The sequence below is a fragment of the Acidovorax sp. GW458-11-26-14-TSB4 genome (genome assembly GCF_059423865.1).
This window is the reverse complement of record NZ_JBWKYR010000001.1, coordinates 547135-572179: the sequence shown is the minus strand read 5'-3', so window position 1 is coordinate 572179 and position 25045 is coordinate 547135. Positions and strand designations below refer to the sequence as shown.

At 68.6% G+C, this 25045-nt stretch carries 22 protein-coding genes; 9 read left to right on the top strand and 13 right to left on the bottom strand.

Annotated features, from left to right (window positions below; translation table 11 throughout):
• Nucleotides 1-117: 117 nt before the first annotated feature.
• Nucleotides 118-1737, top strand: a complete 1620-nt coding sequence (locus tag AC07X5_RS02720; protein ID WP_494768962.1) for a class I adenylate-forming enzyme family protein — start codon at nucleotides 118-120, stop codon at nucleotides 1735-1737.
• Complete coding sequence (locus AC07X5_RS02715; protein ID WP_494768961.1) at nucleotides 1734-3134, top strand: MFS transporter; 1401 nt, start codon at nucleotides 1734-1736, stop codon at nucleotides 3132-3134. Before AC07X5_RS02720 ends, AC07X5_RS02715 begins: the two co-directional genes overlap by 4 nt.
• Here AC07X5_RS02715 and AC07X5_RS02710 read toward each other — a convergent pair.
• The 9 genes from AC07X5_RS02710 to AC07X5_RS02670 all read right to left on the bottom strand — a co-directional run bounded on the left by AC07X5_RS02710 (nucleotide 3131) and on the right by AC07X5_RS02670 (nucleotide 12751).
• A complete protein-coding gene (locus tag AC07X5_RS02710; protein WP_494768960.1) occupies nucleotides 3131-4219 on the bottom strand; it encodes a hypothetical protein in 1089 nt (362 codons plus the stop codon). The genes AC07X5_RS02715 and AC07X5_RS02710 overlap by 4 nt on opposite strands.
• A 103-nt stretch (nucleotides 4220-4322) precedes the next feature.
• On the bottom strand, nucleotides 4323-5822 hold the full coding sequence (gene trhP / locus AC07X5_RS02705; RefSeq protein ID WP_494768959.1) for a prephenate-dependent tRNA uridine(34) hydroxylase TrhP: 1500 nt from the start codon (nucleotides 5820-5822) through the stop codon (nucleotides 4323-4325).
• 29 nt (nucleotides 5823-5851) lie between these two features.
• Nucleotides 5852-6772, bottom strand: coding sequence for a tRNA 2-thiocytidine(32) synthetase TtcA (gene ttcA / locus AC07X5_RS02700; RefSeq protein ID WP_494768958.1), 921 nt, complete (start codon nucleotides 6770-6772; stop codon nucleotides 5852-5854).
• 131 nt (nucleotides 6773-6903) lie between these two features.
• Entirely contained in the window at nucleotides 6904-7968 is a 1065-nt protein-coding gene (locus AC07X5_RS02695) for a homocysteine S-methyltransferase family protein (protein ID WP_409961701.1), read from the bottom strand.
• Between the two features lie 47 nt (nucleotides 7969-8015).
• On the bottom strand, nucleotides 8016-8900 hold the full coding sequence (locus AC07X5_RS02690; RefSeq protein ID WP_494768957.1) for a LysR family transcriptional regulator: 885 nt from the start codon (nucleotides 8898-8900) through the stop codon (nucleotides 8016-8018).
• 29 nt (nucleotides 8901-8929) lie between these two features.
• Nucleotides 8930-10093: an acyl-CoA dehydrogenase family protein gene (locus AC07X5_RS02685; protein WP_494768956.1), complete on the bottom strand. Its 1164-nt coding sequence runs from the start codon at nucleotides 10091-10093 to the stop codon at nucleotides 8930-8932.
• Nucleotides 10090-10518, bottom strand: coding sequence for a cupin domain-containing protein (locus AC07X5_RS02680; RefSeq protein ID WP_494768955.1), 429 nt, complete (start codon nucleotides 10516-10518; stop codon nucleotides 10090-10092). Before AC07X5_RS02680 ends, AC07X5_RS02685 begins: the two co-directional genes overlap by 4 nt.
• Nucleotides 10515-11756 carry a CaiB/BaiF CoA transferase family protein gene (locus AC07X5_RS02675; RefSeq protein ID WP_494768954.1) on the bottom strand — a complete coding sequence of 414 codons (1242 nt, stop codon included), beginning with the start codon at nucleotides 11754-11756 and terminating at the stop codon, nucleotides 10515-10517. Before AC07X5_RS02675 ends, AC07X5_RS02680 begins: the two co-directional genes overlap by 4 nt.
• Nucleotides 11757-11779: 23 nt before the next feature.
• The gene (locus tag AC07X5_RS02670) at nucleotides 11780-12751 is read right to left on the bottom strand and encodes a Bug family tripartite tricarboxylate transporter substrate binding protein (RefSeq protein WP_494768953.1); all 972 of its coding nucleotides are present in this window, start codon (nucleotides 12749-12751) and stop codon (nucleotides 11780-11782) included.
• Between the two features lie 283 nt (nucleotides 12752-13034).
• On the opposite strand from AC07X5_RS02670, the gene recQ reads away from it, so the two are divergent.
• Nucleotides 13035-14897, top strand: a complete 1863-nt coding sequence (gene recQ / locus AC07X5_RS02665) for a DNA helicase RecQ (RefSeq protein WP_494768952.1) — start codon at nucleotides 13035-13037, stop codon at nucleotides 14895-14897.
• Nucleotides 14898-14906: 9 nt separating this feature from the next.
• Here the strand turns inward: recQ and AC07X5_RS02660 are convergent, their stop codons facing one another.
• Nucleotides 14907-15974: a serine hydrolase gene (locus tag AC07X5_RS02660; RefSeq protein ID WP_494768951.1), complete on the bottom strand. Its 1068-nt coding sequence runs from the start codon at nucleotides 15972-15974 to the stop codon at nucleotides 14907-14909.
• Nucleotides 15913-17052: a serine hydrolase gene (locus AC07X5_RS02655; RefSeq protein ID WP_494768950.1), complete on the bottom strand. Its 1140-nt coding sequence runs from the start codon at nucleotides 17050-17052 to the stop codon at nucleotides 15913-15915. Before AC07X5_RS02655 ends, AC07X5_RS02660 begins: the two co-directional genes overlap by 62 nt.
• Nucleotides 17053-17218: 166 nt before the next feature.
• On the opposite strand from AC07X5_RS02655, the gene AC07X5_RS02650 reads away from it, so the two are divergent.
• From AC07X5_RS02650 to AC07X5_RS02630, 5 genes are all read left to right on the top strand, one after another.
• Nucleotides 17219-18133: an alpha/beta hydrolase family protein gene (locus AC07X5_RS02650; RefSeq protein ID WP_494768949.1), complete on the top strand. Its 915-nt coding sequence runs from the start codon at nucleotides 17219-17221 to the stop codon at nucleotides 18131-18133.
• Between the two features lie 41 nt (nucleotides 18134-18174).
• Nucleotides 18175-19374 (top strand): threonine ammonia-lyase, encoded by a 1200-nt coding sequence (locus AC07X5_RS02645; RefSeq protein ID WP_494768948.1) that lies wholly within the window; start codon nucleotides 18175-18177, stop codon nucleotides 19372-19374.
• A 66-nt stretch (nucleotides 19375-19440) separates the two neighbouring features.
• A complete protein-coding gene (locus AC07X5_RS02640) occupies nucleotides 19441-19587 on the top strand; it encodes a hypothetical protein (RefSeq protein WP_409961690.1) in 147 nt (48 codons plus the stop codon).
• Between the two features lie 199 nt (nucleotides 19588-19786).
• Nucleotides 19787-20494: a 7-cyano-7-deazaguanine synthase QueC gene (queC, locus tag AC07X5_RS02635; RefSeq protein WP_494768947.1), complete on the top strand. Its 708-nt coding sequence runs from the start codon at nucleotides 19787-19789 to the stop codon at nucleotides 20492-20494.
• Nucleotides 20495-20778: 284 nt separating this feature from the next.
• Nucleotides 20779-22641, top strand: a complete 1863-nt coding sequence (locus tag AC07X5_RS02630) for a phosphoenolpyruvate carboxykinase (GTP) (protein WP_494768946.1) — start codon at nucleotides 20779-20781, stop codon at nucleotides 22639-22641.
• A 179-nt stretch (nucleotides 22642-22820) separates the two neighbouring features.
• Here AC07X5_RS02630 and AC07X5_RS02625 read toward each other — a convergent pair whose 3' ends face one another.
• Together AC07X5_RS02625 and AC07X5_RS02620 are read right to left on the bottom strand one after the other, a co-directional pair.
• Nucleotides 22821-23261 carry a hypothetical protein gene (locus tag AC07X5_RS02625; RefSeq protein WP_409956280.1) on the bottom strand — a complete coding sequence of 147 codons (441 nt, stop codon included), beginning with the start codon at nucleotides 23259-23261 and terminating at the stop codon, nucleotides 22821-22823.
• A gap of 213 nt (nucleotides 23262-23474) precedes the next feature.
• On the bottom strand, nucleotides 23475-23900 hold the full coding sequence (locus AC07X5_RS02620; protein ID WP_494768945.1) for a hypothetical protein: 426 nt from the start codon (nucleotides 23898-23900) through the stop codon (nucleotides 23475-23477).
• A gap of 128 nt (nucleotides 23901-24028) precedes the next feature.
• Here AC07X5_RS02620 and AC07X5_RS02615 point away from each other — a divergent pair, with 128 nt between their 5' ends.
• Nucleotides 24029-25033 carry a LysR family transcriptional regulator gene (locus tag AC07X5_RS02615; protein WP_494768944.1) on the top strand — a complete coding sequence of 335 codons (1005 nt, stop codon included), beginning with the start codon at nucleotides 24029-24031 and terminating at the stop codon, nucleotides 25031-25033.
• The last annotated feature ends 12 nt before the right edge of the window (nucleotides 25034-25045 follow it).

The window sequence follows — 25045 nt, the reverse complement described above, 5'->3', positions numbered from 1 at the left end:
ATGCAACCGCTTGGCCGCAGCAGAAACAGGCGGATACGCCGCCACACAAATGGAGACGTTTGCTTCCCAGGGTGCGTGGGAGACTGGCCGCCACATCAGCCCCTTGAGGAGACAACGGTGGCCCTTCCCTCCCTGCGCAGTGCCATGGCGCGCTTCATGCTGAGCCGGCTGCGCACCGCCCGCTCGGTGGCCCGCCTGGCCTACCGCCTGCATGGCAAGAAACCCGCGCTCATCGACCGGCGCGGCACCCTCACCTACCGCCAACTGCACGAGCGCGTGCTGCGCCTGCACGGCTGGATGCAGGCTCAGGGCGTGAAGCAGGGCGACATCGTCTTCACCTGGCTGCCCGAGACCGGCGAGCAGTACGAGACACGCCTGGCGACGTTCGAGAACGGCACCATCTTCGCGAGCTTCCACAAGCACCTGTCGGCGCAGGCTGCGCTGGAGACGCTGCTGCGCGTGAAGCCCGCCGTTTTCATCCACGACCCGGCGCTCAGCGAGCCCATCCTGGCCGCCGTGCGCGAGCGCATGCCCGGCCTGCACATCCTGGCCCTGGGCAAGCCCTACGAGGACGCACTGGCCCAGGCCACGCCCACGCGCGGCACGGCCCGGGTGCACGAGGACGAGGTGTTCGCGCTGCACATGACCTCGGGCACCACCGGCCTGCCCAAGGCCATTGGCTACACCCACCGCAAGTACCTGGACAGCGTGCGCTTCATCGCCCAGTCCATCAATTTCACGCCCCCGGCCAGCGGCCAGGACATCAACATGCTGGGCCTGCCGCTCACCGGGCCGGGCTCGGGCCTGGTGCTGCCCACGCTGCTGTCGGGCGCGGTGCTGGTGATGCCCGAGAACTTCCGCCCGGCCACGCTGGCCGGGCTGATCGAGCGCCACAAGGTCTCGCGTGCCTTCCTCTCCCCATCGGCGATCATCGACCTGCTGGACGACCCGGAGCTGCCGCGCTACCGCCTGTCCTCGCTCACGCATGTGCCCTATGGCTCGGAGATGATGCCCGCGCCCAAGATCGCCGAGGCGATCCGCCGCTTCGGCCCCATCTTCCAGCAGGGCTATGGCTGCCTGGAGGCCTTGCCGCCCATCACCTGGCTGCTGCCGCACGAGCATGTGGACGCGAGCGGTGCGCCGGTCAGCCTGGACATCCTGTCCTCCGTGGGCCGGGTGATGCCGGGCGTGCAGGTGGTGATCCGCAGCGATGGCTGGGAGCCCCTGCCTCAGGGCCAGATGGGGCTGGTCACGGTGCAGACGCCGGTGCGCTTCGACCGCTACTGGCACGACCCCGAGAAGACCGCCGAAACCCTGCGCGACGGCTGGGTGGTGATGGGCGACATGGGCTATTTCGACAAGGCCGGCTACCTGCACGTGCTGGGCCGCACGGCGGACCGTGTGCGCAAGGGCGGCCAGCTCGTCAACCCGCGCGAGGTGGAGGAGGTCACGCACCAGCACCCCGCCGTCAAGGAGTGCTGCCTGGTGCAGCATGGCGAGCAGGCCGTGCTGGTGGCCAGCCTGCGCCAGAGCTGGCGCGCCGACCACAGCTGGCGTGCGCTGGAGCACGACATCACCGAATACCTGGCCGAGAACCTGCGCGCGGACCTGCAACCCGACCGCGTGCGCATCGTGGCCGAGATCCCGCGCAGCTTCCTCAACAAGATGCTGCGCCGCGAAGTGCGCGCCATGCTCGACGCCGAAGAGCCCGTGGCCGAACCGGCGCACGCGCTGTGAGCCGGCCCGCTACCACCCAGGCCACCCCCCCGACGCTGACGCTGGGCACCAAGCTCGGCTACGCCGTGGGCAACGTGGGCCTGCAGATGCTGATCGCGGCCATGGGCTTTCTGCTCATGATCTTCTACACCGACGTGGCCCTGGTGCCGCCCGCCGTGGCCGGCGCCGCGCTGCTGGTGGGCAAGGTGTGGGACACCATCAACGACCCGCTGTTCGGCTGGGTGACCGACCGCACGCGCTCGCGCTGGGGCCGCCATCGCGTGTACCTCATCTATGGCGCGCTGCCACTGGCCGTGGTGTCGGCCGCGGTGTGGATGGTGCCGCCGGGCCTTTCGCCGGTGGCGGCCTTCCTGTGGATCGCCATCACCTACACGCTGTTCGATACGCTGATGACGCTGGTGCAGCTGCCCTACCAGGCCATGGCCGCCAACCTCACGCGCGACTACGACGAGCGCACCAGCCTCACGGCCTTCGCCTCACTGGGCGCGCTGATCGGCTTCTTCGCAGGCAGCGTGCTGATGCCAGTGCTGGTGCGCGCCGCACCCGATGCGCGCACCGGCTATGCGCTGGCTGGCGCCTGCTTCGGCCTGGCCGCGGGCATCGCGGTGGCCGTGGTGGCCTGGCGCGTGCGCGAGCCCGTGGCCGACGAAGCGCCTGCGACGGCCGATGCAGCACCCGCCTGGGATTCGGTGCGCCGCACCCTGCTGGGCACGCTGCGCAACCGGCCCTTCCTGCTGCTGGTGAGCGCGGCCGGCCTGGTGCGCCTGGGCCTGACGCTGGTGCAGGGTGCGCTGGCCTATTTCGTCATCTACCAGCTCAAGGGCACGCAGGCCGACCTGCCACGGCTCATGGCCATCCTGCTCGGCGTGGTGGCCGTATCGCTGTTCGTCTGGAAGCGCGTGGTGGACCGCTGGGAGAAGAATCGGGCCTACATGCTGGGGCTGCTGTTCAGCGCCGCCGGCCTGGTGCTGCTGTACTGGATCAAGCCGGGCCAGCAGGGAATGCTGGCCGCCGTGCTGGCGCTGATCGGCATCGGCATGGGCGCGCACTGGATCGTGCCGTTTGCCATGGTGCCCGACACCATCGACCACGGCCACATGCTGGCCGGCGAGCGCACCACTGGCATGTACTACGGCCTGTTCGGACTGGTGGACAAGATCGCCCGCACCCTGGCCACCGTGGTCGTGGCCGCCGTGCTGGACATCACACATTACGTCCCCAACGTGCCCCAGTCGGAGCTGGCGCTGCAGGGCATCCGCACCACGACCGGACTGCTGCCGGCGCTGTGCCTGGCGCTGGCGATTCCATTGCTGCTGGCGTATCCGATCACCCGCGCACGCCACGGCGAGATCCGCCGCAGCGTGGGCGATGTGCGCGACAGCGGGTTCGCGGCTTAGGAGCCTGTTGCCTGGGAGGGGACAACCGGGTCCACCCAGCGCAGGGCCAGGCAGAACGGCTGCGCGCAGGGCGAACGCCCCGCATAGGGGCAGCCGGCCACCTCGCACAGCGGCCGGTCGCGCTCACGCTTCTCCTCGACCGGCAGGTGGCCGCTGGCCTGCAGCACCGCCATCTGCGTCCAGGGGTCCATGCGCGCAAACATCTGCTCGCGCCCATACACGGCAGCGCCCTGCTGTGGCGCCATGTCCAGCACCAGCAAGGCACTGGTGCGCGGGGCTGCGGTGTCAGGCCCTTCGAGCACCAGCGCGAACACGCCTGACTGCAGGGCCTGCGGGTTGCCGGTGAACGGCGCCTGCAGCGGGGCGGCCGGCAGCGTGGTGGCCTGTCCCAGCGGCTGGCTGGCCAGCCAGGCCACCGGCACGCGCAGGGTGAGCGCGAAGCCGCGCGGCCCCTCGGCCGTCTGCACCGTACCCTGGGCCACGCGCCAGGTCTGCAGCGGGGGCAGCGCGGGGTCCGCTCCCTGCGGACCTGCACCGCTCTCCCCCTGCACCTGCCGCACCAGGTCGGCCGACCAGGGCTGGATGCCCGCCACCCGCTGGGGCTGCTGCAGCGGGGCCGTGAGCTGCTGCACCAGCGCGGCCACCAGGCTGCGCACCGGTGCGCTCACACCGCTGGTGGGCCAGGCGCTAGCCGCCTGCACCGCTGTGGCGGCGGCGGTGGATGAAGGCCGCACGCCGGGCAGCGCGTCCTTCGCCGTTGCAGCGGCGGGTGTGCTGGATGCGGCAGGGCCGTGCGTGGCGCGCGCAGTGCGCGCATCGCCCGGGGCATTGCCCGCGCCCTGCAGGCTTTGCCGGGCCTCGGGCGAAATGCTCACGCGCTCCGTGGCGGCCGGCACAGGCGCCCCGATCGGAAGCGGTGGCGGCACCGCGCCCGGCGGCACTCCCGGCAGGGTGGGGCCGGCGCCATCGGCGGGCAGCGGCGCGGGCGCCTTCTGACCAGTGCCCAGCAGCATGTTCTGCCGCTGCAAGGCGGCCTCGGCCAGCACCTGCGCCACAGGGGGCAGCGGGCTGCGGGAAGAATCCACGGGGATGGACATGCCAGGCGTGCGTGCAGGGGTTCGTGCGGTCTGGCCCGATTCTGAACCGAATCGCCGGCCCCTGCCAGCCTGGTAGGAGCGGTGGGCGGGCCTATCCCGGAGAAGGCAGGGCCGCGTTGGGCGCAGCAAACTGGAAGCCATCCACCACCTGCTGCAGCCGCGCCGCCTGCTGCTTGAGGCTGGTGGCCGCCGCCGGCTGCTCCACCACCCGGGCCAGCAGCGCCCCGGCATAGCGCGCGGGCAGCGGGATCCACACGCGCACCGGGTTGCCCTGGGCCACGGCCACGGGCTGGCCGTGCGCGTCGTGCATGCGCTCGAGCCGCAGCTGGACATTGCCGCTGGGATGCACCACCTCCAGCAGGTCGCCCACGGCGAAATGGTTCTTGGTTTCCACCTGCACCCAGTCGCCCGCCAGGCCCACGGTGTCCTGGCCTTCGGCGCCCAGCACCTCGCCCGCGAACTGGCTGCGCTGGGTGGCCGAGTGGCCGTTCAGGTAGTTCTGGTAGTCATTGCTGGGACGGCGCTCGAGCAGGCCGCCGGTGTAGCCGCGGTTGGACAGGCCTTCGAGCTCCAGCAGCAGCTCGGGGTTGAACGGCCGGCCGGCCACGGCATCGTCGATGGCGCGGCGGTAGACCTGGGCGGTGCGCGCCACGTAGTACAGGCTCTTGGTGCGGCCCTCGATCTTGAGCGAGTCCACACCGATCTGCGCCAGGCGCGCCACGTGCTCGACGGCGCGCAGGTCCTTGCTGTTCATGATGTAGGTGCCGTGCTCATCTTCCATGATGGGCATGAGCTGGCCGGGACGGCCCAGTTCCTCGATCAGGTAGACCTGGTCGGCCTTGGGGTGGCGCTCGCCGTTGCCGGTGGTGGAGAAGGACTGTTCGGCCTTCTGCTGCGCGGCCTCGAAGTTGAAGTCGCCTTCCATCTTCTGGGCGATGGCTTCGCCCGTGGTGGGGTCGACCTCGGCGTCGTGCGTGGCGTAGTTCCAGCGGCAGGCGTTGGTGCAGGTGCCCTGGTTCGGGTCGCGGTGGTTGAAGTAGCCGCTGAGCAGGCAGCGGCCCGAGTACGCGATGCACAGCGCGCCGTGCACGAACACCTCGAGTTCCATGTCGGGGCACTCCTGGCGGATCTTCTCGATCTCGTCCAGGCTCAATTCGCGCGAGAGGATGATGCGCGCAACGCCCATCTTCTGCCAGAACTTCACGGCCGCCCAGTTGGTGGTGTTGGCCTGCACCGAAAGGTGCACGGGCACCTCGGGCCACTTTTCCTTGACCATCATGATCAGGCCGGCGTCGGCCATGATCAGGGCATCGGGCTTCAGCGCGATCACGGGCTCGATGTCGCGCAGGTAGGTGCGGATCTTGTCGTTGTGCGCGATCAGGTTGCTGGTCACGAAGAACTTCTTGCCGCGCGCATGGGCCTCCTCGATGCCCTGGCGGATCTGCTCCAGGCGGAACTCGTTGTTGCGCGCGCGCAGCGAGTAGCGCGGCTGGCCGGCGTACACGGCATCGGCGCCGAAGTCGTAGGCCGCGCGCATCTTGTCGAGCGAGCCGGCGGGCAGCAGCAGTTCGGGGGCTTTGAGGGTGCTCATCGGGGCCATCCAATCGGGGTTCGTTTTGTTCAGCGCAGCATGGAAGGCATGGCGATGGCCTGCGGGAATTCCTCGCCATCGAAGGCCTTGTCGCCATCGGCATCGGCCACGCCATTGGCCACCAGGCCCTGGAAGTCGAATTGGCGCGGGTCCATGAAGTGCGAAGGCACCAGGTTGCGCAGCGCCACGGCCATGTTCTCGATGCGGCCCGGGTACAGCTGCTGCCAGTCGCGCAGCATCTGCCCGATCTGCTTGCGCTGCAGGTTCTCCTGGCTGCCGCACAGGGTGCAGGGGATGATGGGGAAGTTGCGCAGCGCCGCCCAGCGCGTGAGGTCGTCCTCGGCCACATAGGCCAGCGGACGTATGACGAGGTGGTCGCCGCGGTCGCTCTGCACCTTGGGCGGCATGCCCTTGAGCTTGCCGCCGAAGAACATGTTGAGGAAGAAGGTCTGCAGCATGTCATCGCGGTGGTGGCCCAGCGCGATCTTGGTGCAGCCCAGCTCGTCGGCCACGCGGTACAGGATGCCCCGGCGCAGGCGGCTGCACAGGCTGCACATGGTCTTGCCCTCGGGCACATGCTGCTTGACCACGCTGTAGGTGTCGCGGGTCTCGATGTGGAAGGGCACGCCCAGCCCCGCCAGGTAGTTGGGCAGCACCTGGGCCGGAAAGCCCGGCTGCTTCTGGTCGAGGTTGACGGCGATGAGCTCGAAGCGGTTGCCGTTGCGCTGCTGCAGCATGCGCAGCACGTCCAGCATGCCGTAGCTGTCCTTGCCGCCGGACACGCAGACCATGACCTTGTCGCCATCGGCGATCAGCCCGAAGTCGGCGATCGCCTGGCTGACCTGGCGCACCAGGCGCTTTTCGAGCTTGAGGGCCTCGCGGTCTGCGCTGCCCGCGCCTGGGGCGGGTTGTGCGGCATCAGGTTGCGAAGTGGGGGCGTCGATCAGCATGGCAGGCAGGAGGAATCACGACCGCAGCAGGTGCTGCAGGCCAAAGTTGCTACGTTATGTATAGCGCTAGGCGATGGCAAAAGCCATAGCCAAGGTCGATTTTCGTACAGATGGGCCTCCCGGCCCAGGGATCAGGCCTCGGCCGGGTAGAACATCTTGCGCGCGGGCACGGTTTCCACGGCGCGCGCGATGGCGCCGATGTGGTCGGGCGTGGTGCCGCAGCAGCCGCCGACGATGTTCACCAGGCCTTCGGCCGCGAACTCGTGCACCAGCCGGCTCGTGACCTCGGGCGTCTCGTCGAAGCCGGTGTCGCTCATGGGGTTGGGCAGGCCGGCGTTGGGGTAGCAGCTGATGAAGGTGTCTTCCGCGACCCGGTTGAGCTCCTGGATGTAGGGGCGCATCAGCGTCGCGCCCAGGGCGCAGTTCAGGCCGATGGCCAGCGGGCGCGCGTGGCGCACGCTGTTCCAGAAGGCCGTGACCGTCTGGCCCGAGAGGATGCGGCCCGAGGCGTCGGTCACCGTGCCGCTGATGATGATGGGCAGGCGCTCGCCGCTGTGCTCGAAGTACTCGTCGATGGCGAACAGCGCGGCCTTGGCGTTCAGGGTGTCGAAGATGGTCTCGACCAGCAGCACGTCGCTGCCGCCCTCGACCAGGGCCTGGGTCTGCTCGTAGTAGGCGGCGCGCAGCTGCTCGAAGTCGATGTTGCGCGCGCCGGGGTCGTTCACGTCGGGGCTGATGCTGGCCGTCTTGGGCGTGGGGCCCAGGGCGCCGGCCACGAAGCGCGGCTTGTCCGGCGTGCTGTACTTGTCGCAGGCGGCGCGGGCCAGCTGGGCGGATTTGAGATTCATCTCGCGCGCCAGGTCGGCCATGTGGTAGTCCTCCTGCGCGATGGTGGTCGCACCGAAGGTGTTGGTCTCGATCAGGTCGGCGCCCGCGGCCAGGTAGCGCTCGTGGATGTCGCTGATCACGTCGGGCCGGGTCAGGCTCAAGAGCTCGTTGTTGCCCTTGACGTCGTAGGCAAAGTCCTTGAAGCGCTCGCCCGCGCCGCCGGGGCCGGTGTAGCCCTCGCCCCGGTACTGCGCCTCGCCCAGCTTGAAGCGCTGGATCATGGTGCCCATGGCGCCGTCGAGGATGGCGATGCGTTGGGCGAGGATGTCGGGCAGTTCCCGGGCGCGGGTGTATTGGAGGGCTTGCATCCCGCTATTGTAGAAAGCGCGGCTTTTCCCCTGCTGTCCCGGGCCGGTTACCCCTGTTGGCCAGCGGCCGCCACGTCCAGGAAGCTGCGCAGCGCCGGGCTCACCGCGTCCTGGTGCCAGGCCAGCACGCCCACCGTGGGGTGGTGCAGGCCGGCAATAGGCACGAAACGCACGCCCTGGGCCCCGGCCCGCGCCATGGCCGCCGGCACCAGCGCCACGCCCATGCCCAGGGCCACCAGCGCCACCACCGTGAGCCACTGGCGCGCCGCATGGCGGGTATGGGGGTGGATGCCTGCGCGGTGGAACAGGGCGATCACATTGTCGTGGTTGGCAGGCGCCACGTCGCGCGAGAACATCACGAAGGTCTCGGCGGCCAGCGCCTGCAGGTCCAGCGTGGCTTGCTGCGCCATCGGGTGGTCCTCGGGCAGGCAGCATACGAAGTGGTCCTCGGCCAGCGGCAGGCTGGCCAGCGGCGCGGGCACCACGCTGCTGTTGATGAAGCCGGCATGCAGTTGGCGGTGCAGCAGCGCCTCAAGCTGCTCGCCGGTGGACATCTCGCGCAGTTGCACCTCGATGCCCGGAGCCTGCGCGCCGAAGGCGCGCACGATGGCCGGCATGTCGCGGTACACCATGGAGCCGGTGAAGCCGATGTCCAGGCGCCCGCGCAGACCCGCGGCCACGGCGCGCGCCGTCTCACCCGCGCGCGCCACGCGGTCCAGCACCACGCGCACCTCGGCCAGGTAGGCATGGCCCGCCGGCGTGAGCGCCACGTGCTTGCTGCTGCGCTCGAACAGCTTGACGCCCAGTTCGTCCTCCAGCGCCTTGATGCCAGAGCTCAGCGGCGGCTGGGTGATGGCCAGGCGCTCGGCCGCGCGGCCGAAGTGCAGCTCTTCGGCCAGCACGGCAAAGTAGCGCAGCAGGTACAGCTTCATGCGCCCATCATGCCAGCGCGCGCCGCGGCTCAATACGATTTGGGCAGGCCCAGAACCTTTTCGGCAATGAAACACAGGATGAGCTGCGGGCTCACGGGCGCCAGGCGCGGTATCCACGATTCGCGCAGGTAGCGCTCCACGTGGTACTCCTTGGCATAGCCCATGCCGCCATGGGTGAAGATGGCGCGCTCGCAGGCGTGATAACAGGCCTCGGCCGCCAGGTACTTGGCGCTGTTGGCCTCGGCCGCGCAGGGCAGGTGCTGGTCGTAGAGCCAGGCGGCTTTCTGCACCATAAGGTGGGCCGCCTCCAGCTCCATCCACGACAGGGCCAGCGGGTGCTGCACGCCCTGGTTCTGGCCGATGGGGCGACCGAACACCTCGCGCTCGTTGGCATAGCCGGCGGCGCGGGCCAGCGCCGCCCGGCCCAGGCCCACGGCCTCGCTGGCGATCAGGATGCGCTCGGGGTTCAGGCCGTGCAGGATGTAGCTGAACCCCTTGCCTTCTTCGCCCACCCGGTCTTCCACGGGGATGCGCAGGCCGTCGATGAAGACCTGGTTGGAATCCACGCACTTGCGCCCGAGCTTGTCGATCTCGCGCACCTCGACCGTGCTGCGGTCCAGGTCGGTGTAGAACAGGCTCAGGCCCTCGGTGCCCGTGCACTCCTCCACCGGCGTGGTGCGCGCCAGCAGCAACATCTTGTTGGCCACCTGGGCCGTGCTGATCCAGACCTTCTGGCCATGCACCACATAGTGGTCGCCCTGGCGCACGGCACGGGTCTTGAGCTTGAGCGTATTCAGCCCGGTGTTGGGCTCGGTCACGCCGAAGCAGGCCCGGTCGCGGCCGGCGATCAGCGGCGGCAGCCAGCGGGCCTTCTGTGCCTCGGTGCCGAAGACCACCACCGGGTGCAGGCCGAAGATGTTCATGTGCACCGCAGACGCGCCCGACAGGCCAGCCCCCGTGGCCGCGATGGTGTGCATCATCAGCGCCGCCTCGCTGATGCCCAGGCCCGCGCCGCCGTATTCCTCGGGCATGGCGATGCCGAGCCAGCCCGCATCGGCCAGCGCGCGGTGGAAATCGTCGGGAAAGCCGCCGTCGCGGTCCTTGCGCAGCCAGTAGTCGGCGTCGAAGGGGGCGCAGACGCGCTCGATGGCACCCTGGATCTGTTCGTGTTCGGGAGAGAGGGCGAAGTTCATGCGGACGCAGCGGTGGAAGAAGCAGCAGCGGGGAAACGGACCACCCGCTCGGGCGATTCGAGGTAAGGCGGGCTGTAGATGACGAGCAGCTTCACCGGCGTTTCACTGGTCACGGTGAAGACATGGGCCACGTCGGCCGGGAAGAAGCACATGTCGCCCGGCGCCATGTCGAACGCCTCGCCCGCCACCTCGGCGCGGGCCGTGCCTTCCAGCAGGTAGCAGGCCTGCTCGACGCCCGGGTGGGCGTGGGGCAGCGCACCGCCGCCCGCGTGCAAGGTGCCCAGCAGCACCTCCATCTGGCGGGCGCCCACGGTCTCGGGGCCGATCAGGCGCTGGTTGTGCGTGTGCTGGTGGTTGGCCGGCTGGTAGGCGGGCACCCGGGCGCTGCGCACCAGGTAGCGGGGTGGGGTGGCAGGGGTGGTCATACAGTGTCTCCGGCGGGCAGGTGGCAGGCGCCCTGGGCCAGCAGGGCATCGATGTCGGTGGGGGCATAGCCGGCCTCGGCCAGCAGTTCGCGCGTGTGCTCGCCCAGCCGCGGCGCGGGCGGCAGGTCGCGCGGCGGGGGCGTGGCCGACCAGCGCGTGGGGTGGGCCATGGTGTGCAGCGGGCCTTCGCTCGGGTGCACGCTGTTGTGCAGGAAGCCGGTGGCGCGCAGCTGCGCATTGGCCAGCAGGTCGGCCGGGGAGTTCATGGGCATGTTGGGCACGTCGGCCGCGTCGAGCAGGGCGCGCCACTCGGCGGTGCTGCGGCCGCGCAGGATGCGCGCCACCTCGGCATACACGGCATCGATGTGCGCAGCACGCGCGCCATGGCTGGCAAAGCGCGGGTCACGGCCCAGGCCCTCGGCCTCGCCGATGGCGGCGAAGAAGCTGCGCCAGTGCTTGTCGTTGTAGATCAGCACGCAGAGCATGCCATCGGCCGTGGCGTAGGGCTTGCGGTGGGCGGTGAGCAGCCGCGCATAGCCGGCGTCGCCCTGCGGCGGATCGAAGCTGAGCCCCGCCATGTGGTCGCCCAGGATGAACTGGGCCATGGCCTCGAACATGGGCACCACGATGGCCTGGCCCTGGCCGGTCTTCTCGCGCGCATAGAGCGCAGCCGTCACGGCATACACCGCATGCAGCCCGGTCACGCGGTCCGACAGGGTGGTGGGCGCATAGGCGGGCTCGGGTGCGCCGTACTGCTGCATGAGCCAGGGGATGCCCGTGGCGCCCTGGATCAGGTCGTCGTAGGCCGGCCGGGCGGCGTCGGGCCCCTCCTGGTCGAAGCCGCAGCAGCTCACGTGGATGAGCCGCGGGTTGCGCGCGGCCACCGCGGCGGCGTCGAGCCCCAGCCGCGCCAGTGCCTGGGGCCGCACGTTGCTGATCAACACGTCGCAACCCTCGGCCAGGCGCAGGGCCGCCTCGCGCCCCGCGGGGTGCTTGAGGTCGAGCACGATGCTGCGCTTGCCGCCATTGGCGTGCAGGAAGATGTGGCCCATGCCCGGGTTGGCCATGGGGCCCACGTGGCGCATGTTGTCGCCCTCGGGCGTCTCCACCTTGATGACCTCGGCACCCAGTTGCGCCAGGATCTGCGTGGCGAACGGGCCCATGATGACGCTGGTGAGGTCGAGCACGCGCACGCCGGCGAGCGGGCCTGCCGCCGCTTGGGGCCTGGTGTCCTGCATGGAAATGCTTTCTTCGCGGTAGGTCATTCGGGCTTGATGCCCGCCTGGCGGATCAGCGTGCGCCAGTGGGTCAGCTGGTCGGCCACGTAGGTGGCGAACTCTTCGGGCGTCTTGCTCGGCCACACCTGGAAGCCGATCAGCGCCAGCCTGTCCTGCGTGTCCTTGTCGGCCAGCACGGCCTGCAGCTCGGTGTTCAGGCGGTTCACCACGGCGGGCGGCATGCCGGCCGGGCCGAAGATGCCGTTCCAGGAGGTCAGGTCGAACCCCTTGGCCGTCTGGCCGATGGGCGGCACGCCCGGCAGCAGCGGCGAGGGCTGGGCCGTGGTGATGCCCAGGGTGCGCACCTTGTCGCTCTTGAGCATGGCCATGCCCGAACCCAGGTCGGCCACGTAGACCTGCACCTGCCCGCCCACCAGGTCCGTCATGGCCTGCGGGCTCGATTTGTAGGGCACGCTCAGCAGGTCGATGCCGGCGATGTGCTTGATGCTCTCCATGGCCACCAGCGAGGTGCTGTTGGGCGTGGCATAGCTGAGCTTGCCGGGGTTGGCGCGGGCGTAGGCGATCAGCTCACCCATGGTCTTGGCAGGTACCGAGGGGTGCACGGCCAGCGCGAACGGCAGTTCGCCCACGCGCGCCACGGGGGTGAAGTCCTTGATGGGGTCGTACTTCAGGGCGGTGTAGAGCGCCGGGTTGGCCGAGTGCGAGGTGTTCGTGGTCATGAACAGCGTGTAGCCATCGGGCCTGGCCTTGGCGGCGATCTGTGCGGCCACCTGGGCGTTGGCGCCGGGCTTGTTGTCCACCAGCACGGGTTGCCTGAGGCGTTCGGCCAGCTTCTGGCTCACGGTGCGGGCCACGGAATCGGTGCCGCTGCCGGCCGCGAACGGCACCACCATGGTGATCGGCGCGCTGGGGTACGGCGGCTGCTGCGCCCAAGCCGGCTGGCTGGCCGCTGCCACGGCGCAGGCCGTGAGCGCGGCACTGAGGATGTGCTTCATGTCCTTGTCTCCTGTTTCGGTCTATCGACACCCCTTGTGCCGGGGCTGGGCCGCATCTTGGCCGTGGCAGCCATTTGCGTCCAATTGGATAATCGGACCGATCCATTCGCATTGCGAATCGTTGACTGCGGCACCGGGTTGACCGGAACCGGAGGCCTGCACAGCGCACAATAGGCGCCTTTGCCCGCTGCCGCAGATGCGCGCGCTGGCGCTGTTGAACACCCACCCGACCAGGCTGCCGCCCTTTTGCCATGCGCTGCGGCAGCTATCAAAAGGAGAGTCATTGAGTCCGTCACCCGCCCACACCGTACTGCACGACGTCTTCGGCTACGAGCAGTTCCGGGGCCCGCAGCAGGACATCGTCGAGCATGTGATCGGCGGCAGCGACGCGCTGGTGCTCATGCCCACGGGCGGCGGCAAGTCGCTGTGCTACCAGGTGCCGGCCATCGTGCGCCAGCGCCAGGGGCGCGGGGTGACCATCGTCATCTCGCCGCTGATCGCGCTGATGCACGACCAGGTGGGCGCCCTGCACGAGGCCGGGGTGGACGCGGCCTACCTGAACTCCACGCTGAGCTTCGACGAAGCGCAGGACGTGGAATTCCGCCTGCAGACCGGCTCCATCACGCTGCTGTATGCGGCACCGGAGCGGCTGAACACGCCGCGCTTTCTGGGCCTGCTCGACAGCCTGTACAACGAAGGGCACCTGTCGCTCTTCGCCATCGACGAGGCGCATTGCGTGAGCCAGTGGGGCCACGACTTCCGGCCCGAGTACCGTGCCCTCACGGTGCTGCACGAGCGCTATGCCGGCGTGCCGCGCATCGCGCTCACCGCCACGGCGGACGACCTCACGCGTGCCGACATCATCGAACGCCTGCAGCTCGAGGACGCGCGGCTGTTCATCAGCAGCTTCGACCGCCCCAACATCCGCTACACCATCGTCGAGAAGAAGGACGCCACCACGCAGCTCTTGCGCTTCATCGAGCGCGAGCATGCGGGCGAGGCCGGCGTGGTGTACTGCCAGTCGCGCAAGCGCGTGGAGGAACTGGCCGCCACGCTGAGCGATGCCGGCCTGACCGCCCTGCCCTACCACGCGGGCCTCGATACCAAGGTGCGCCAGAAGAACCAGGACCGCTTCCTGCGCGAGGAGGGCATCGTGATGGTGGCCACCATCGCCTTCGGCATGGGCATCGACAAGCCCGACGTGCGCTTCGTCGCGCATGTGGACATGCCCAAAAACATCGAGGGCTACTACCAGGAGACCGGCCGCGCCGGCCGCGACGGGCTGAACGCCGACGCCTGGATGGCCTACGGCCTGGCCGACGTGGTCAACCAGCGCCGCATGATTGACGAAAGCCCCGCGGGCGAGGAGTTCAAGCAGGCGCTGCGCGGCAAGCTCGACGCGCTGCTGGCGCTGGCCGAGGCCACCGACTGCCGCCGCGTGCGTCTGCTGGCGTACTTCGGCGAACAATCCACGCCCTGCGGCAACTGCGACAACTGCCTGACCCCGCCTGCACTCTGGGACGCGACCGACGCGGCGCGCAAACTGCTGTCCACCATCTACCGCGTGCAGCAGGTCAGCCGCATCGGCTTCGGTGCAGGCCACATCATGGACATCCTGCGCGGCAAGAAGACCGAAAAGGTGGCGCAGTTCGGGCACGAAAAGATCTCCACCTTCGGCATCGGGGCCGACCTGACCGAGCCCCAGCTGCGCGGAGTTTTGCGCCAGTTGATCGCCACCGGCGCCGTGGGGTTGCAAAAGGTCATGCTCGACAGCGGCCACAGCTTCGACACCCTGTGCCTCACCGAGGGCTCGCGCGCCGTGCTCAAGGGCGAGGTGCCGGTGCAGCTGCGCGAATCTGTGTCGTCCGCGCCGGCCAAGCGCACGCGCAAGGGCAGCGCGCCACCGGCGGCCGCCGCCAACCTGGGGCCTGATGCGCAGGTGCGCTTCATCAACCTCAAGGCCTGGCGCGCCGAGGTGGCCAAGGAGCACAACCTGCCGGCCTACGTGATCTTCCACGACGCCACGCTGGCCGCCATCGCCGAGCGCAACCCCGCCACGACCGAGGACCTGCAGGGCATCAGCGGCATGGGCGCCAAGAAGCTCGAGGCCTATGGCGCCGAGGTGCTGCGCGTCTGCGCGCAGTAACCGGCGCTTTCAGCGACCAGGCTTCTTGCCCGGCAGCAGGGTCGCCGTGATGGCCCGGCCGATCTGCTCGAAGGCCTTGCCGGCCTCGCCATGTTCGTCCAGGCCTTCGGCGCAGGTGGCCACCACGATGGCGGCACGCCCGCCGTCCTGCGGGTTGACCACGCCCATGTGGCAGGCCCGGTGCAGCTGGGTGCCCGTCTTGTGGATGAAGCGCTCGCTGCGCGGCAGGCCGGCTTCGAGCCGGTAGGCATCGTAGGTGGCGTATTTCAGGTCGGTGAACAGGCGCTGCTGGTGCGCGGGCGACACCAGCTTGCCGGTGACCAGCTTCTCCAGCATGCCACCATAGGACGTGAGCGGCGCGGAGTTCAGGCCGCGCGCGTAATAACGCTCGTAGGCCTCCTCCATGGTCTTCACGCGGAAATCCGCCTTGTCCACCTCGATCGTGCGGGCCAGCGCGTCCACGCGCTGCGGCCCCATGGGCGCAGCCGCCAGGCGCACCAGGTCCATGTTGCTCATGGTGAGGGCGTCGGGATGCAACTCGGCATACACGTCGTAGCGCACCTGCGCGAAGCTGGTGATGCGCTGAAAACCCTTGCTGCCCAGCAGCTCGCGCGCATGGCGGTTGAGCGCCTCGTCGCCGATGCTGCGCATCAGCATGTTGGCGGCCGTGTTGTCGCTTTCCATCAGCATGCGCTTGAGCAGTGCGTCCACCCGGTAGCGGGTGCCGGACTTGTTCCAGACCACGTTGCCCGAGCCGTCGATCTTGTCCGTGTCCTGCAGTGTGACCTGCTGCGCCAGGCTGACGCGGCCCTGCTCGACCTCTCGCAGCACGGCAATCGCCACGGGCAGCTTGGCCGAGGAACCCAGGTACCAGGGCCGGTCGGCCTGGTAGGACAGCACCTCGCCGTCGTCCAGCCGCTTGACGTAGACGCCGAGCTGGCCCGGTGTGGCAGCGTCGATGCGTTCGATCTGCTGGCGCAGCGCATCGCTCCACGCCGCGCCTTGCGCGGCCAGGCTAGCGCTCGTCAGGATCAGCGCGGTGCACCACGCGCGCCACGGGAGGACACTCTGGGTCATGGGTTCGTCCGTCGGTCAGCAGGCCAGACTGGCACAGGGCCGCCCCCACATCGCGCAGGGCACGGTCTGAACGCGTGCTGGACAGCTCTCCACGCGTGCAGGCCACCACGATAATCCGCCGATCAAGGCCCAGACGTGGGACAGTGACCAATCCGGAGTCGCATGTGCGCGCCCTTTGCGTGCCGGTCTTGTGCGCAAAACGCGCCGCCTTGGGCAAACCAGCCTGCACGCGGTGCACGCCCGTCTGCACCCGCTCCATGACCTCCAGCAGGTAGCGCGTGTGCTCGGCGTTCACGATCTTGCCGTTGACCAGCAACTCCAGCAGGTCGGCATAGGCGTCGAGCCGGCCCGAGTTCAGGCCGCTGGCGTAGTAGGCCTCGAAGGCGTCGCCCACACTGGGCAGCAGGAAGGCATGGGGCGGCACGTGCAGCAGGCGCGACAGCACCTGCACCCGGTCCGAATCGCTGCGCTGGCGCTTGATCACCAGGAAGTCATGGCCCGACAGGTGCGAGGCCTGCGGCGTGAGGTAGCCATAGGCATGGCGGCGCACGTCGGCCAGGCTGGTGATGCGCTCGAAACCCTGGGGCACGAACTGCTGCACCAGCGCATTCACGGCGCGGATCCCCACCAGGCCGATCAACATGTCGCTGGCGGTGTTGTCGCTGTAGATGACCATCTGCTCGAGCAGGTAGCGCACGCTCAGCGCCGTGCCCACGGCCTTCGAATTGGTCTGGCCCGCACCGTCCACATAGTCCGAGGCGCGCACGCGCAGCCTCGTCTCCAGCGCGAAGTCGCCGCGCTCCACGGCCTGCAGCACCGCCAGCGCCACCGGCACCTTGACGGTGGAGGCCAGGTACCAGCGCTCCATGCCCCGGTGCGACACGGCAATCCCGGTCTCCAGGTCGCGCACATAGACGCCGATGCCGGCGGTGTTCTGCGCCGCCACCTGGACCAGCTCGGCCTGCAGCAGCTCGGGCCAGGCAGGGCGCGCCGACGGGGTGCCCTGGGCATGCACAGGGGCCACAGACAGGATCAGTGCAACAAGGAAGGCTGGCAGCAGACGGGCGATGGCGGGCACCTCCGTAAACCTGCAACGGTACACCGCGCGTCCGGCAGCGCCGGTAACACTCTGTGATGCAGAGGGTTACCAAGGATTGCCAAGGGGCGCAGGGCGCCCCGCTGCAGGCACCCGCCGGGACGCAGACAATGCAGGGATGAATGGCACGACTCCCGATCCGCAGCGCATGTTGGCATCAGATGGTCAGGTGCTGCACGGCCTGGCCTGGCGGCACCCGCGCGCCGAAGGCAGCACCCTGCGGCCGGTGGTCATCATCAACCCGGCCACGTCGGTGCGCAGCGACTACTACAGCCGCTTCGCGGCCTTCCTGCATGGCCAGGGCTTCGACGTGCTGACTTACGACTACCGCGGCATCGGCGGGTCGCGCCCGGCATCGCTGCGTGGCTTTCAGGCCGGCTGGCTGGACTGGGGGCAGCGCGATTTCGAGGCCCTGCTGCAGCATGCGGCTGCGCACTTCCCGGGCCAACCGGTGCAGGTGGTGGCGCACAGCGTGGGCGGCGTGCTCGTAGGCCTGGCGCCGTCGAACCACACCATCGCACGCGTGTTCACCATGGGCGCGCAGTACGCCCACTGGCGCGACTATGCGCCCGGCCGGCGCAGCGCCCTGCTGTGGAAATGGCATGTGGCGATGCCACTGCTGACCGCCCTGCTCGGCTACTTTCCCGGCAAGCGCCTGGGCTGGCTGGAGGACACGCCGCGCGGCGTGGTGCGCGACTGGACGGCGCGTCACCCGCGCTTCGAAGACGGCTTCGATGGCGCAGGCTCGCAGCGGCTGGACCCGGATGAGCGCGACGCCCTGGTGGCCCGCTTTGCGTCGCTCACGGCCCCGCTGCTGGCGCTGAGCGTGGCCGACGACGAGTTCGGCACCATCCCGGCCACGCAGCGCCTGCTGCGCTACTTCCGCGGCAGTGCCACGACCCACCTGCATGTGGAGCCCGGAGAGCTTGGATTGGCGGGCATCGGCCACTTCGCGTTCTTCCACAGCCGCTTCGAGCACAGCCTGTGGCAGATACCGCTGCAGTGGCTGCGCTCGGGCACTTTGGCCGCCTGTCCTCCCGGGCGCCTCATTCCCGTGGGCTGAGGCCATCGCCATCCCGGCGGCGCTGCGCCACAATCCCACCCATGCTGAACCTAGAAGACATCCAAGCCGCCGCTGCCCGCGTCCAGGGCCATGTGCTCGACACGCCCTGCGTCGAGTCCAAGACGCTCTCACAGATCGTGGGCGCACAGGTATTCCTCAAGTTCGAGAACCTGCAGTTCACCGCCTCCTTCAAGGAGCGCGGCGCCTGCAACAAGCTGGTGCAGCTGAGCGCAGAGGAGCAGGCGCGCGGCGTGATCGCCATGAGCGCCGGCAACCATGCCCAGGGCGTGGCCTACCATGCGCAGCGCCTGGGCCTGCGCGCGGTGATCGTGATGCCGCGCTTCACGCCCGGTGTGAAGGTGCAGCGCACGCGCGGCTTCGGTGCCGAGGTGGTGCTGCATGGCGACACGCTCGAAGAAGCGCGGGCCCATGCCTACCACCTGGCAGGTGAGCGCAGCCTGACCTTTGTGCACCCTTATGACGACGAAGCCGTGGCCGCCGGCCAGGGCACGCTGGGGCTGGAGATGCTGGCTGCCGTGCCCGACCTCGACACGCTGGTGATCGCGGTCGGCGGCGGCGGCCTGATCTCGGGCGTGGCCACGGCGGCCAAGGCGATCCGCCCGGACATCGAGATCGTGGGCGTGCAGACCTCGCGCTTCCCGGCCATGGTCAACGCCATCCAGGGCACGCAGCACCCGCAAGGCACCTCGACCATCGCCGAAGGCATTGCCGTGGGCACGCCTGGCAAGATCACGCAGGAGATCATCCGGCGCCTGGTGGACGACCTGGTGCTGGTGGACGAGGGCGACATCGAACAGGCCGTGCTGATGCTGCTGGAAATCGAAAAGACCCTGGTCGAGGGCGCAGGCGCCGCAGGCCTGGCGGCATTGGTGCGCTACCCCGAGCGCTTCAAGGGCAAGAAGGTGGGGCTGGTGCTGTGCGGCGGCAACATCGACCCGCTGCTGCTGGCGGCCATCATCGAGCGCGGCATGGTGCGCTCGGGCCGGCTGGCACGCGTCAAGGTCAGCGCGCGCGACATCCCCGGCGTGCTGGCACGCATCACGGCCATGGTGGCCGACACGGGCGCCAACATCGAGGAGGTGCACCACCAGCGCGCCTTCACCATGCTGGCTGCGCAGAACGTGGAGATCGAACTGGTGCTGCAGACGCGCGGCAAGGCCCACATCGACGAGGTGCTGGAACACCTGCACGACGGTGGCATGGAAGCCGTGTTGATCTGACCGGCTTGGGCACCGCCCCGTACACCGGCTAGAATTGGGCAAGTTTTAAGCACCTGGAGCCCTGCCATGTCCGACCACAACACCCCGCACGCTACCGAAGAACATCCGGCCGACGCCGTGGAAAACGTGGTTCCGCTGATGCCCATCGTGCTGCCCGTCGTGGGCGGCATCATGATGTTTTTGCTGGCGTTCATCGCCGTGAACATGGCCTGAACGGACTTGCATTTGATCGTATAGCTAGGCGGGAAGCCGCAGACAGTGCTGTAGCACGGCAAGGCGAACCAACAAAGCTAGACGGTCAAAGGCAAATCCGTATGAACGCCACAGAGCGCCCCACACGCCCCATGGCAAGCCCCGCGCAGCGGGGCTTTTTTTTGCCTATCTTTTCATCATCGACCGCCAGGAGTTCCCCATGAGATCCGGAAGCGCATTGGTTCTTTTCTCCGGTGGACAGGATTCCACCACCTGCCTGGCATGGGCGCTCACGCACTTCGCCCATGTCGAGACCGTCGGCTTCGACTATGGTCAGCGCCACCACATCGAGCTCACCGCCCGCCAGACCGTGCTGGCGGCGGTGCGCGAACGCTTTGCGCAGTGGGCCGGCCGCCTAGGCGAAGACCACATGCTGGACCTGGCCGTGCTGGGCCGCATCAGCGACACCGCCCTGACCAGCGAGACCGAGATTGCGATGACCGCCGCCGGCCTGCCCAACACCTTCGTGCCGGGGCGCAACCTGCTGTTCTTCAACCTGGCCGCCGCCGTGGGATACCGGCGCGGCCTGCACACCCTGGTGGGAGGCATGTGCGAGACCGATTTCTCGGGCTACCCCGACTGCCGCGACGACACCTTGAAGGCCTTGCAGGTCGCGGTGTCGCTGGGCATGGGCCAGCGCTTCACCTTCGAGACGCCGCTGATGTGGCTGGACAAGGCCGACACCTGGCAACTGGCGAAAGACCTGGGCGGCCAGGCGCTGGTGGACGTGGTGCTGGAGGAGTCTCACACCTGCTACCACGGCGTGCGCGGAGAGCGCCACGCCTGGGGCTACGGCTGCGGCACTTGCCCCGCCTGCGCACTGCGCAAGGCCGGCTACGAGCGTTGGATCACGGCGCAGGCGGCCTGAGAAACGACTCCACAACAGCATAACCCCATGCATTTTTTGCATGGTTTTAGGACCTTTCTGACAGACTTTTTGGCGGCAGATTCATAAAATCGACATCCCAGCCGACCCGCGGAATCCGTGGAAACCGTCCTCCACCCCGTGGGGACGACCCGCGCCTCCCGCCCGCCGACTGAGCCAGAAAGCCGTTTTTTCAAAGGCAGCGCTCAGCATCCGCACCTGCGCCAGGCCGTCCGCCTCGGGACGCTTCCTTTGAAAAGACTGTTTTTCAACTTAGGAAGCTCCCGATGAACGCACCCACCATGCAGGGCCTGAACCTCAACGCCCCCTCGCACGTCAAGAATGCCCGGCTGCTCGCCTGGGTGGCCGACATGGCCGCCCTGTGCAAGCCCGACAGCATCTATTGGTGCGATGGCAGCCAGGAAGAGTACGAGCGCCTGTGCCAGCAGCTGGTCGACGCCGGCACCTTCAAGAAGCTCAACCCCGCCAAGCGCCCCGGCAGCTACCTGGCATGGTCCGACCCGTCGGACGTGGCGCGCGTGGAAGACCGCACCTACATCTGCTCGGCCGCCAAGGAAGACGCCGGCCCGACCAACAACTGGATGGCCCCGGCCGAGATGCGCGCCACGCTGCAGCCCCTGTTCGACGGCTGCATGAAGGGCCGCACCATGTACGTGGTGCCCTTCAGCATGGGCCCGCTGGGTTCGCCCATCGCCCACATCGGCATCGAGCTGTCCGACAGCCCCTACGTGGCCGTCAACATGAAGATCATGACCCGCATGGGCAAGGCCGTGTACGACGTGCTCGGCGTGGACGGCGAGTTCGTGCCCTGCGTGCACACCGTGGGCGCGCCCCTGGCCGCTGGCGAGCAGGATGTGTCCTGGCCCTGCAACAAGACCAAGTACATCGTGCACTACCCCGAGACGCGCGAGATCTGGAGCTACGGTTCGGGCTACGGCGGCAATGCGCTGCTGGGCAAGAAATGCTTCGCGCTGCGCATCGCCTCGACCATGGGCCGCGACCAGGGCTGGCTGGCCGAGCACATGCTGATCCTGGGCGTGAGCAACCCCGAGGGCAAGAAGTACCACGTGGCAGCCGCCTTCCCGAGCGCCTGCGGCAAGACCAACTTCTCGATGCTGGTGCCGCCAGAGGCCTTCGCCGGCTGGAAGGTCACCACCATCGGCGACGACATCGCCTGGATCAAGCCCCAGGCCGATGGCAGCCTGCGCGCCATCAACCCCGAGGCCGGCTACTTCGGCGTGGCCCCCGGCACCAACACGCTGACCAACCCCAACTGCATGGCCAGCCTGGACAAGGACGTGATCTTCACCAACGTGGCGCTCACCGATGACGGAGACGTCTGGTGGGAAGGCATGGAAAAGGACACCGGCGGCCTGCCGGCGCACCTGATCGACTGGCAAGGCAAGGACTGGACACCCGAGATCGCCAAGCAGACCGGCGCCAAGGCCGCCCACCCCAACGCCCGCTTCACCGTGGCCGCGACCAACAACCCCGCACTCGATGCCGCCTGGGACGACCCCAAGGGCGTGAAGATCGATGCCTTCATCTTCGGTGGCCGCCGCTCCACCACCGTGCCGCTGGTGACCGAAGCCAAGAACTGGACCGAAGGCGTCTACATGGCCGCCACCATGGGTTCGGAAACCACCGCTGCCGCCTTCGGCCAGCAGGGCGTGGTGCGCCGCGATCCCTTCGCCATGCTGCCCTTCATGGGCTACAACATGAGCGACTACTTCCAGCACTGGCTGACGCTGGGCGAGAAGCTGGCCGCCTCCGGCGCCACCCTGCCCCGCATCTACACCACCAACTGGTTCCGCAAGGACGAAGCCGGCAAGTTCGTCTGGCCCGGCTACGGCGAGAACATGCGCGTGCTCAAGTGGATGATCGACCGCCTCGAAGGCAAGGCTACTGGCCAGGAGACCATGTTCGGCGTGGCCCCAGCCTATGCCGAGATCAACTGGACCGGCCTGGATTTCAGCGCCGCCCAGTTCGACACCGTGACCAGCATCGACAAGGCCGCCTGGGCCGAGGAACTGAAGCTGCACACCACGCACTTCGAGCAACTGGCCTACCACCTGCCCCAGGCCCTGCTGGACACCAAGGCTGCCATCGAAAAGCGCCTGGCTGCCTGACGCTCGCTGACTCACCGCCGGCCGGGCCTTGCCGGGCCCGGCGGCGCCGAAGCCGCCCGGACCTCTTGGCCCGGGCGGCTTTTTTTGCATCGGAAAGGCGCCCATGAAAAAAGCCGTGGCATGCCACGGCTTGAAGGTTCTTCCACCAGGCTGCCGCGCAGGGCGGCAGACGGACAGGCTCAGTAGCCTGCGCGCAGGTCGTTCACCGTGCGCACGCCCATGGCGTGGTTCAGCTCGGCCATGATGCGCGGATCGCGAATGGCGACCTGCCAGGTGCGCTCGTCTTCGGCGGCGCGGCGGCGGCTTTCGGCCCAGCCAGCGAAGCCGGCACGCAGGGCAGCGGCGGCGCGGCGGGCAGGCGCCGAGAGCAGGGCCAGGGCGGCGAATGCCACCAGCCACAGCACCATCCAGGCGGCCAGCAGGTGGCCTTCGCTCCAGGTGTCGATGACCTGGTTGGCCACCACCAGCAGGGCGGCGACGATGGCGGCGAGCAGGAGGGAGGCGGCGCCACGGGCGCTGTCAAAGCCGGCTGCGATGCCCTTGATGGCGGCAGCGGCGTTCTGGGCGCGGATCACGCCCGAGTGTTCGGTTGGATAGTCAACGTGTGCAAAACTGGTCATTTGGTTTCCCCTTTACAGCGCTTGTGGCGACATTGCCGGGCGAGTGGCTGAATATTAGGGTTTACCCCAGGTATTATCAAGTTTATATCTTGAATCACTGCCATTCACTGCAGTGATGTATTCGTTTCTGCTGGCGCAACAGCAACAAAAAAGCCGTGGCATGCCACGGCTTGAATGTCGAGGTCGGCCCTGCCTTCCGGCAGGAGCGGCAACTCAGTAGTACTTGCGGATGTCGGACAGGCCGTGGTTCAGTTCGGCCATGATGCGCGGGTCGCGCAGGGCGACCTGCCAGGTGCGGCGGTCTTCAGCGGCATGGCGCCGGCCTTCGGCCCAGCGGGCGAAGCCGGCGCGCAGGGCCAAGCCGGCGCGGCGTGCAGGTGCGGACAGCAGGGCCAGGGCGGCGAATGCCACCAGCCACAGCACCATCCAGGCCGACAGCAGATGCCCGTCGGTCCAGCGGTCGACCACCTGGTTGGCCAGCACCAGCAGCGCGGAAACCACTGCGGCCAGCATCAGCGAGGCAGCGCCCCGGGCGCTGTCGAAGCCAGCGGCGATGCTCTTGAGGGCCGCGGCGGCGTTTTCGGCGCGGACCACGCCAGGGTGTTCGGTCGGATAGTCCACATGTACAAAATTGGTCATTTCGGTTCCCCTATTCAGCGCTTTTGGCGACATTGCCCGGGCGATGTTGCAATACTAGGGTTTACCCTTTGGTGTTTCAAGTTTATATGTTGAATCATTGGTATTCACATCGGTGATGATTTGACGCCATGCCCACCCGCCTCAACTTCCGCTCGCTCGACCTGAACCTGCTCCGGGTGTTTGACGAAGTCATGGCCGAGCGCAGCCTGACCAAGGCCGCCAACAAGCTGTCGCTGACCCAGCCGGCCGTGAGCAACGCCATGCGCCGCCTGCGGGAGGTGCTGGGCGACGACCTGGTGGTGCGCAGCGGCCAGGGCGTGGAGCCGACCCCCCGGGCGCTGGCGCTGTGGCCGCCCATCCGCGATGCCCTCACGCAATTGCAGGAATCGCTGGCGCCTGGCCGCTTCGACCCGGCCACGGCCGAGTCCACTTTCGTGCTGGCCATGGCCGACGCGACCGGAGCCACCCTGGTGCCGGGTCTCGTGGAAATCCTGGAAACCGAAGCGCCTGGCATCGCGGTGCGCGTGGTGCCCCTGACCACCCGCGACCCGCGCCGCCTGCTGGAGGAGGAGGCGGCCGACATGGCCGTGGGCTACTTCCCGGCGGTGCTGGCCGACCTCACGGCGCGCGCGCAGTCGGGCGGCATGGTGTCGTTCGAGAGCCGGCGCCTGTACGACAGCGAATACATGTGTGTGATGCGCCAGGGCCACCCGCTGGCCGATGCGCCGCTCACGCTCGATGCCTACTGCGAGGCGCGCCACATGCTGGTGAGCTTTTCGGGCCGGCCCTTCGGCTTCATCGACGAGGCCCTGGCGTCACTCGGGCGCCGGCGGCGCGTGGTGCTGACGGTGAACCAGTTCTTCACCGCGGGCCGCGTGGTCTCGGGCTCGAACATGCTCACCGTGCTGCCGCGCCACTTCGTGCCGGTGACCGGCATCTCGGGCGCGCTGGTGCAGCGCTCCCTGCCGTTCGACGTGCCACCCGTGCATGTGGACGCACTGTGGCGGCGCAACAGCACCCAGGAGGCCGCCAAGGGCTGGCTGCTGTCGGCGCTGGCACGCGCCGCGCGGCGCGCCTTTCCGCACGAGGAACCGGGCCACCCAGTCCATGCGCCGGACCACGGAACGCCGTAGACTCGATGCCCC

Coding starts and splice junctions, on each gene's coding strand:
- AC07X5_RS02630 (WP_494768946.1), top strand. CDS start 20,779: ATGAACGCACCCACCATGCAGGGCCTGAACCTCAACGCCCCCTCGCAC.
- AC07X5_RS02645 (WP_494768948.1), top strand. CDS start 18,175: ATGCTGAACCTAGAAGACATCCAAGCCGCCGCTGCCCGCGTCCAGGGC.
- AC07X5_RS02660 (WP_494768951.1), bottom strand. CDS start 15,974: ATGACCCAGAGTGTCCTCCCGTGGCGCGCGTGGTGCACCGCGCTGATC.
- AC07X5_RS02625 (WP_409956280.1), bottom strand. CDS start 23,261: ATGACCAGTTTTGCACACGTTGACTATCCAACCGAACACTCGGGCGTG.
- AC07X5_RS02670 (WP_494768953.1), bottom strand. CDS start 12,751: ATGAAGCACATCCTCAGTGCCGCGCTCACGGCCTGCGCCGTGGCAGCG.
- AC07X5_RS02640 (WP_409961690.1), top strand. CDS start 19,441: ATGTCCGACCACAACACCCCGCACGCTACCGAAGAACATCCGGCCGAC.
- AC07X5_RS02685 (WP_494768956.1), bottom strand. CDS start 10,093: ATGAACTTCGCCCTCTCTCCCGAACACGAACAGATCCAGGGTGCCATC.
- AC07X5_RS02680 (WP_494768955.1), bottom strand. CDS start 10,518: ATGACCACCCCTGCCACCCCACCCCGCTACCTGGTGCGCAGCGCCCGG.
- AC07X5_RS02675 (WP_494768954.1), bottom strand. CDS start 11,756: ATGCAGGACACCAGGCCCCAAGCGGCGGCAGGCCCGCTCGCCGGCGTG.
- AC07X5_RS02695 (WP_409961701.1), bottom strand. CDS start 7,968: ATGCAAGCCCTCCAATACACCCGCGCCCGGGAACTGCCCGACATCCTC.
- trhP (WP_494768959.1), bottom strand. CDS start 5,822: ATGAGCACCCTCAAAGCCCCCGAACTGCTGCTGCCCGCCGGCTCGCTC.
- AC07X5_RS02650 (WP_494768949.1), top strand. CDS start 17,219: ATGTTGGCATCAGATGGTCAGGTGCTGCACGGCCTGGCCTGGCGGCAC.
- ttcA (WP_494768958.1), bottom strand. CDS start 6,772: ATGCTGATCGACGCCCCCACTTCGCAACCTGATGCCGCACAACCCGCC.
- queC (WP_494768947.1), top strand. CDS start 19,787: ATGAGATCCGGAAGCGCATTGGTTCTTTTCTCCGGTGGACAGGATTCC.
- AC07X5_RS02620 (WP_494768945.1), bottom strand. CDS start 23,900: ATGACCAATTTTGTACATGTGGACTATCCGACCGAACACCCTGGCGTG.
- AC07X5_RS02615 (WP_494768944.1), top strand. CDS start 24,029: ATGCCCACCCGCCTCAACTTCCGCTCGCTCGACCTGAACCTGCTCCGG.
- AC07X5_RS02690 (WP_494768957.1), bottom strand. CDS start 8,900: ATGAAGCTGTACCTGCTGCGCTACTTTGCCGTGCTGGCCGAAGAGCTG.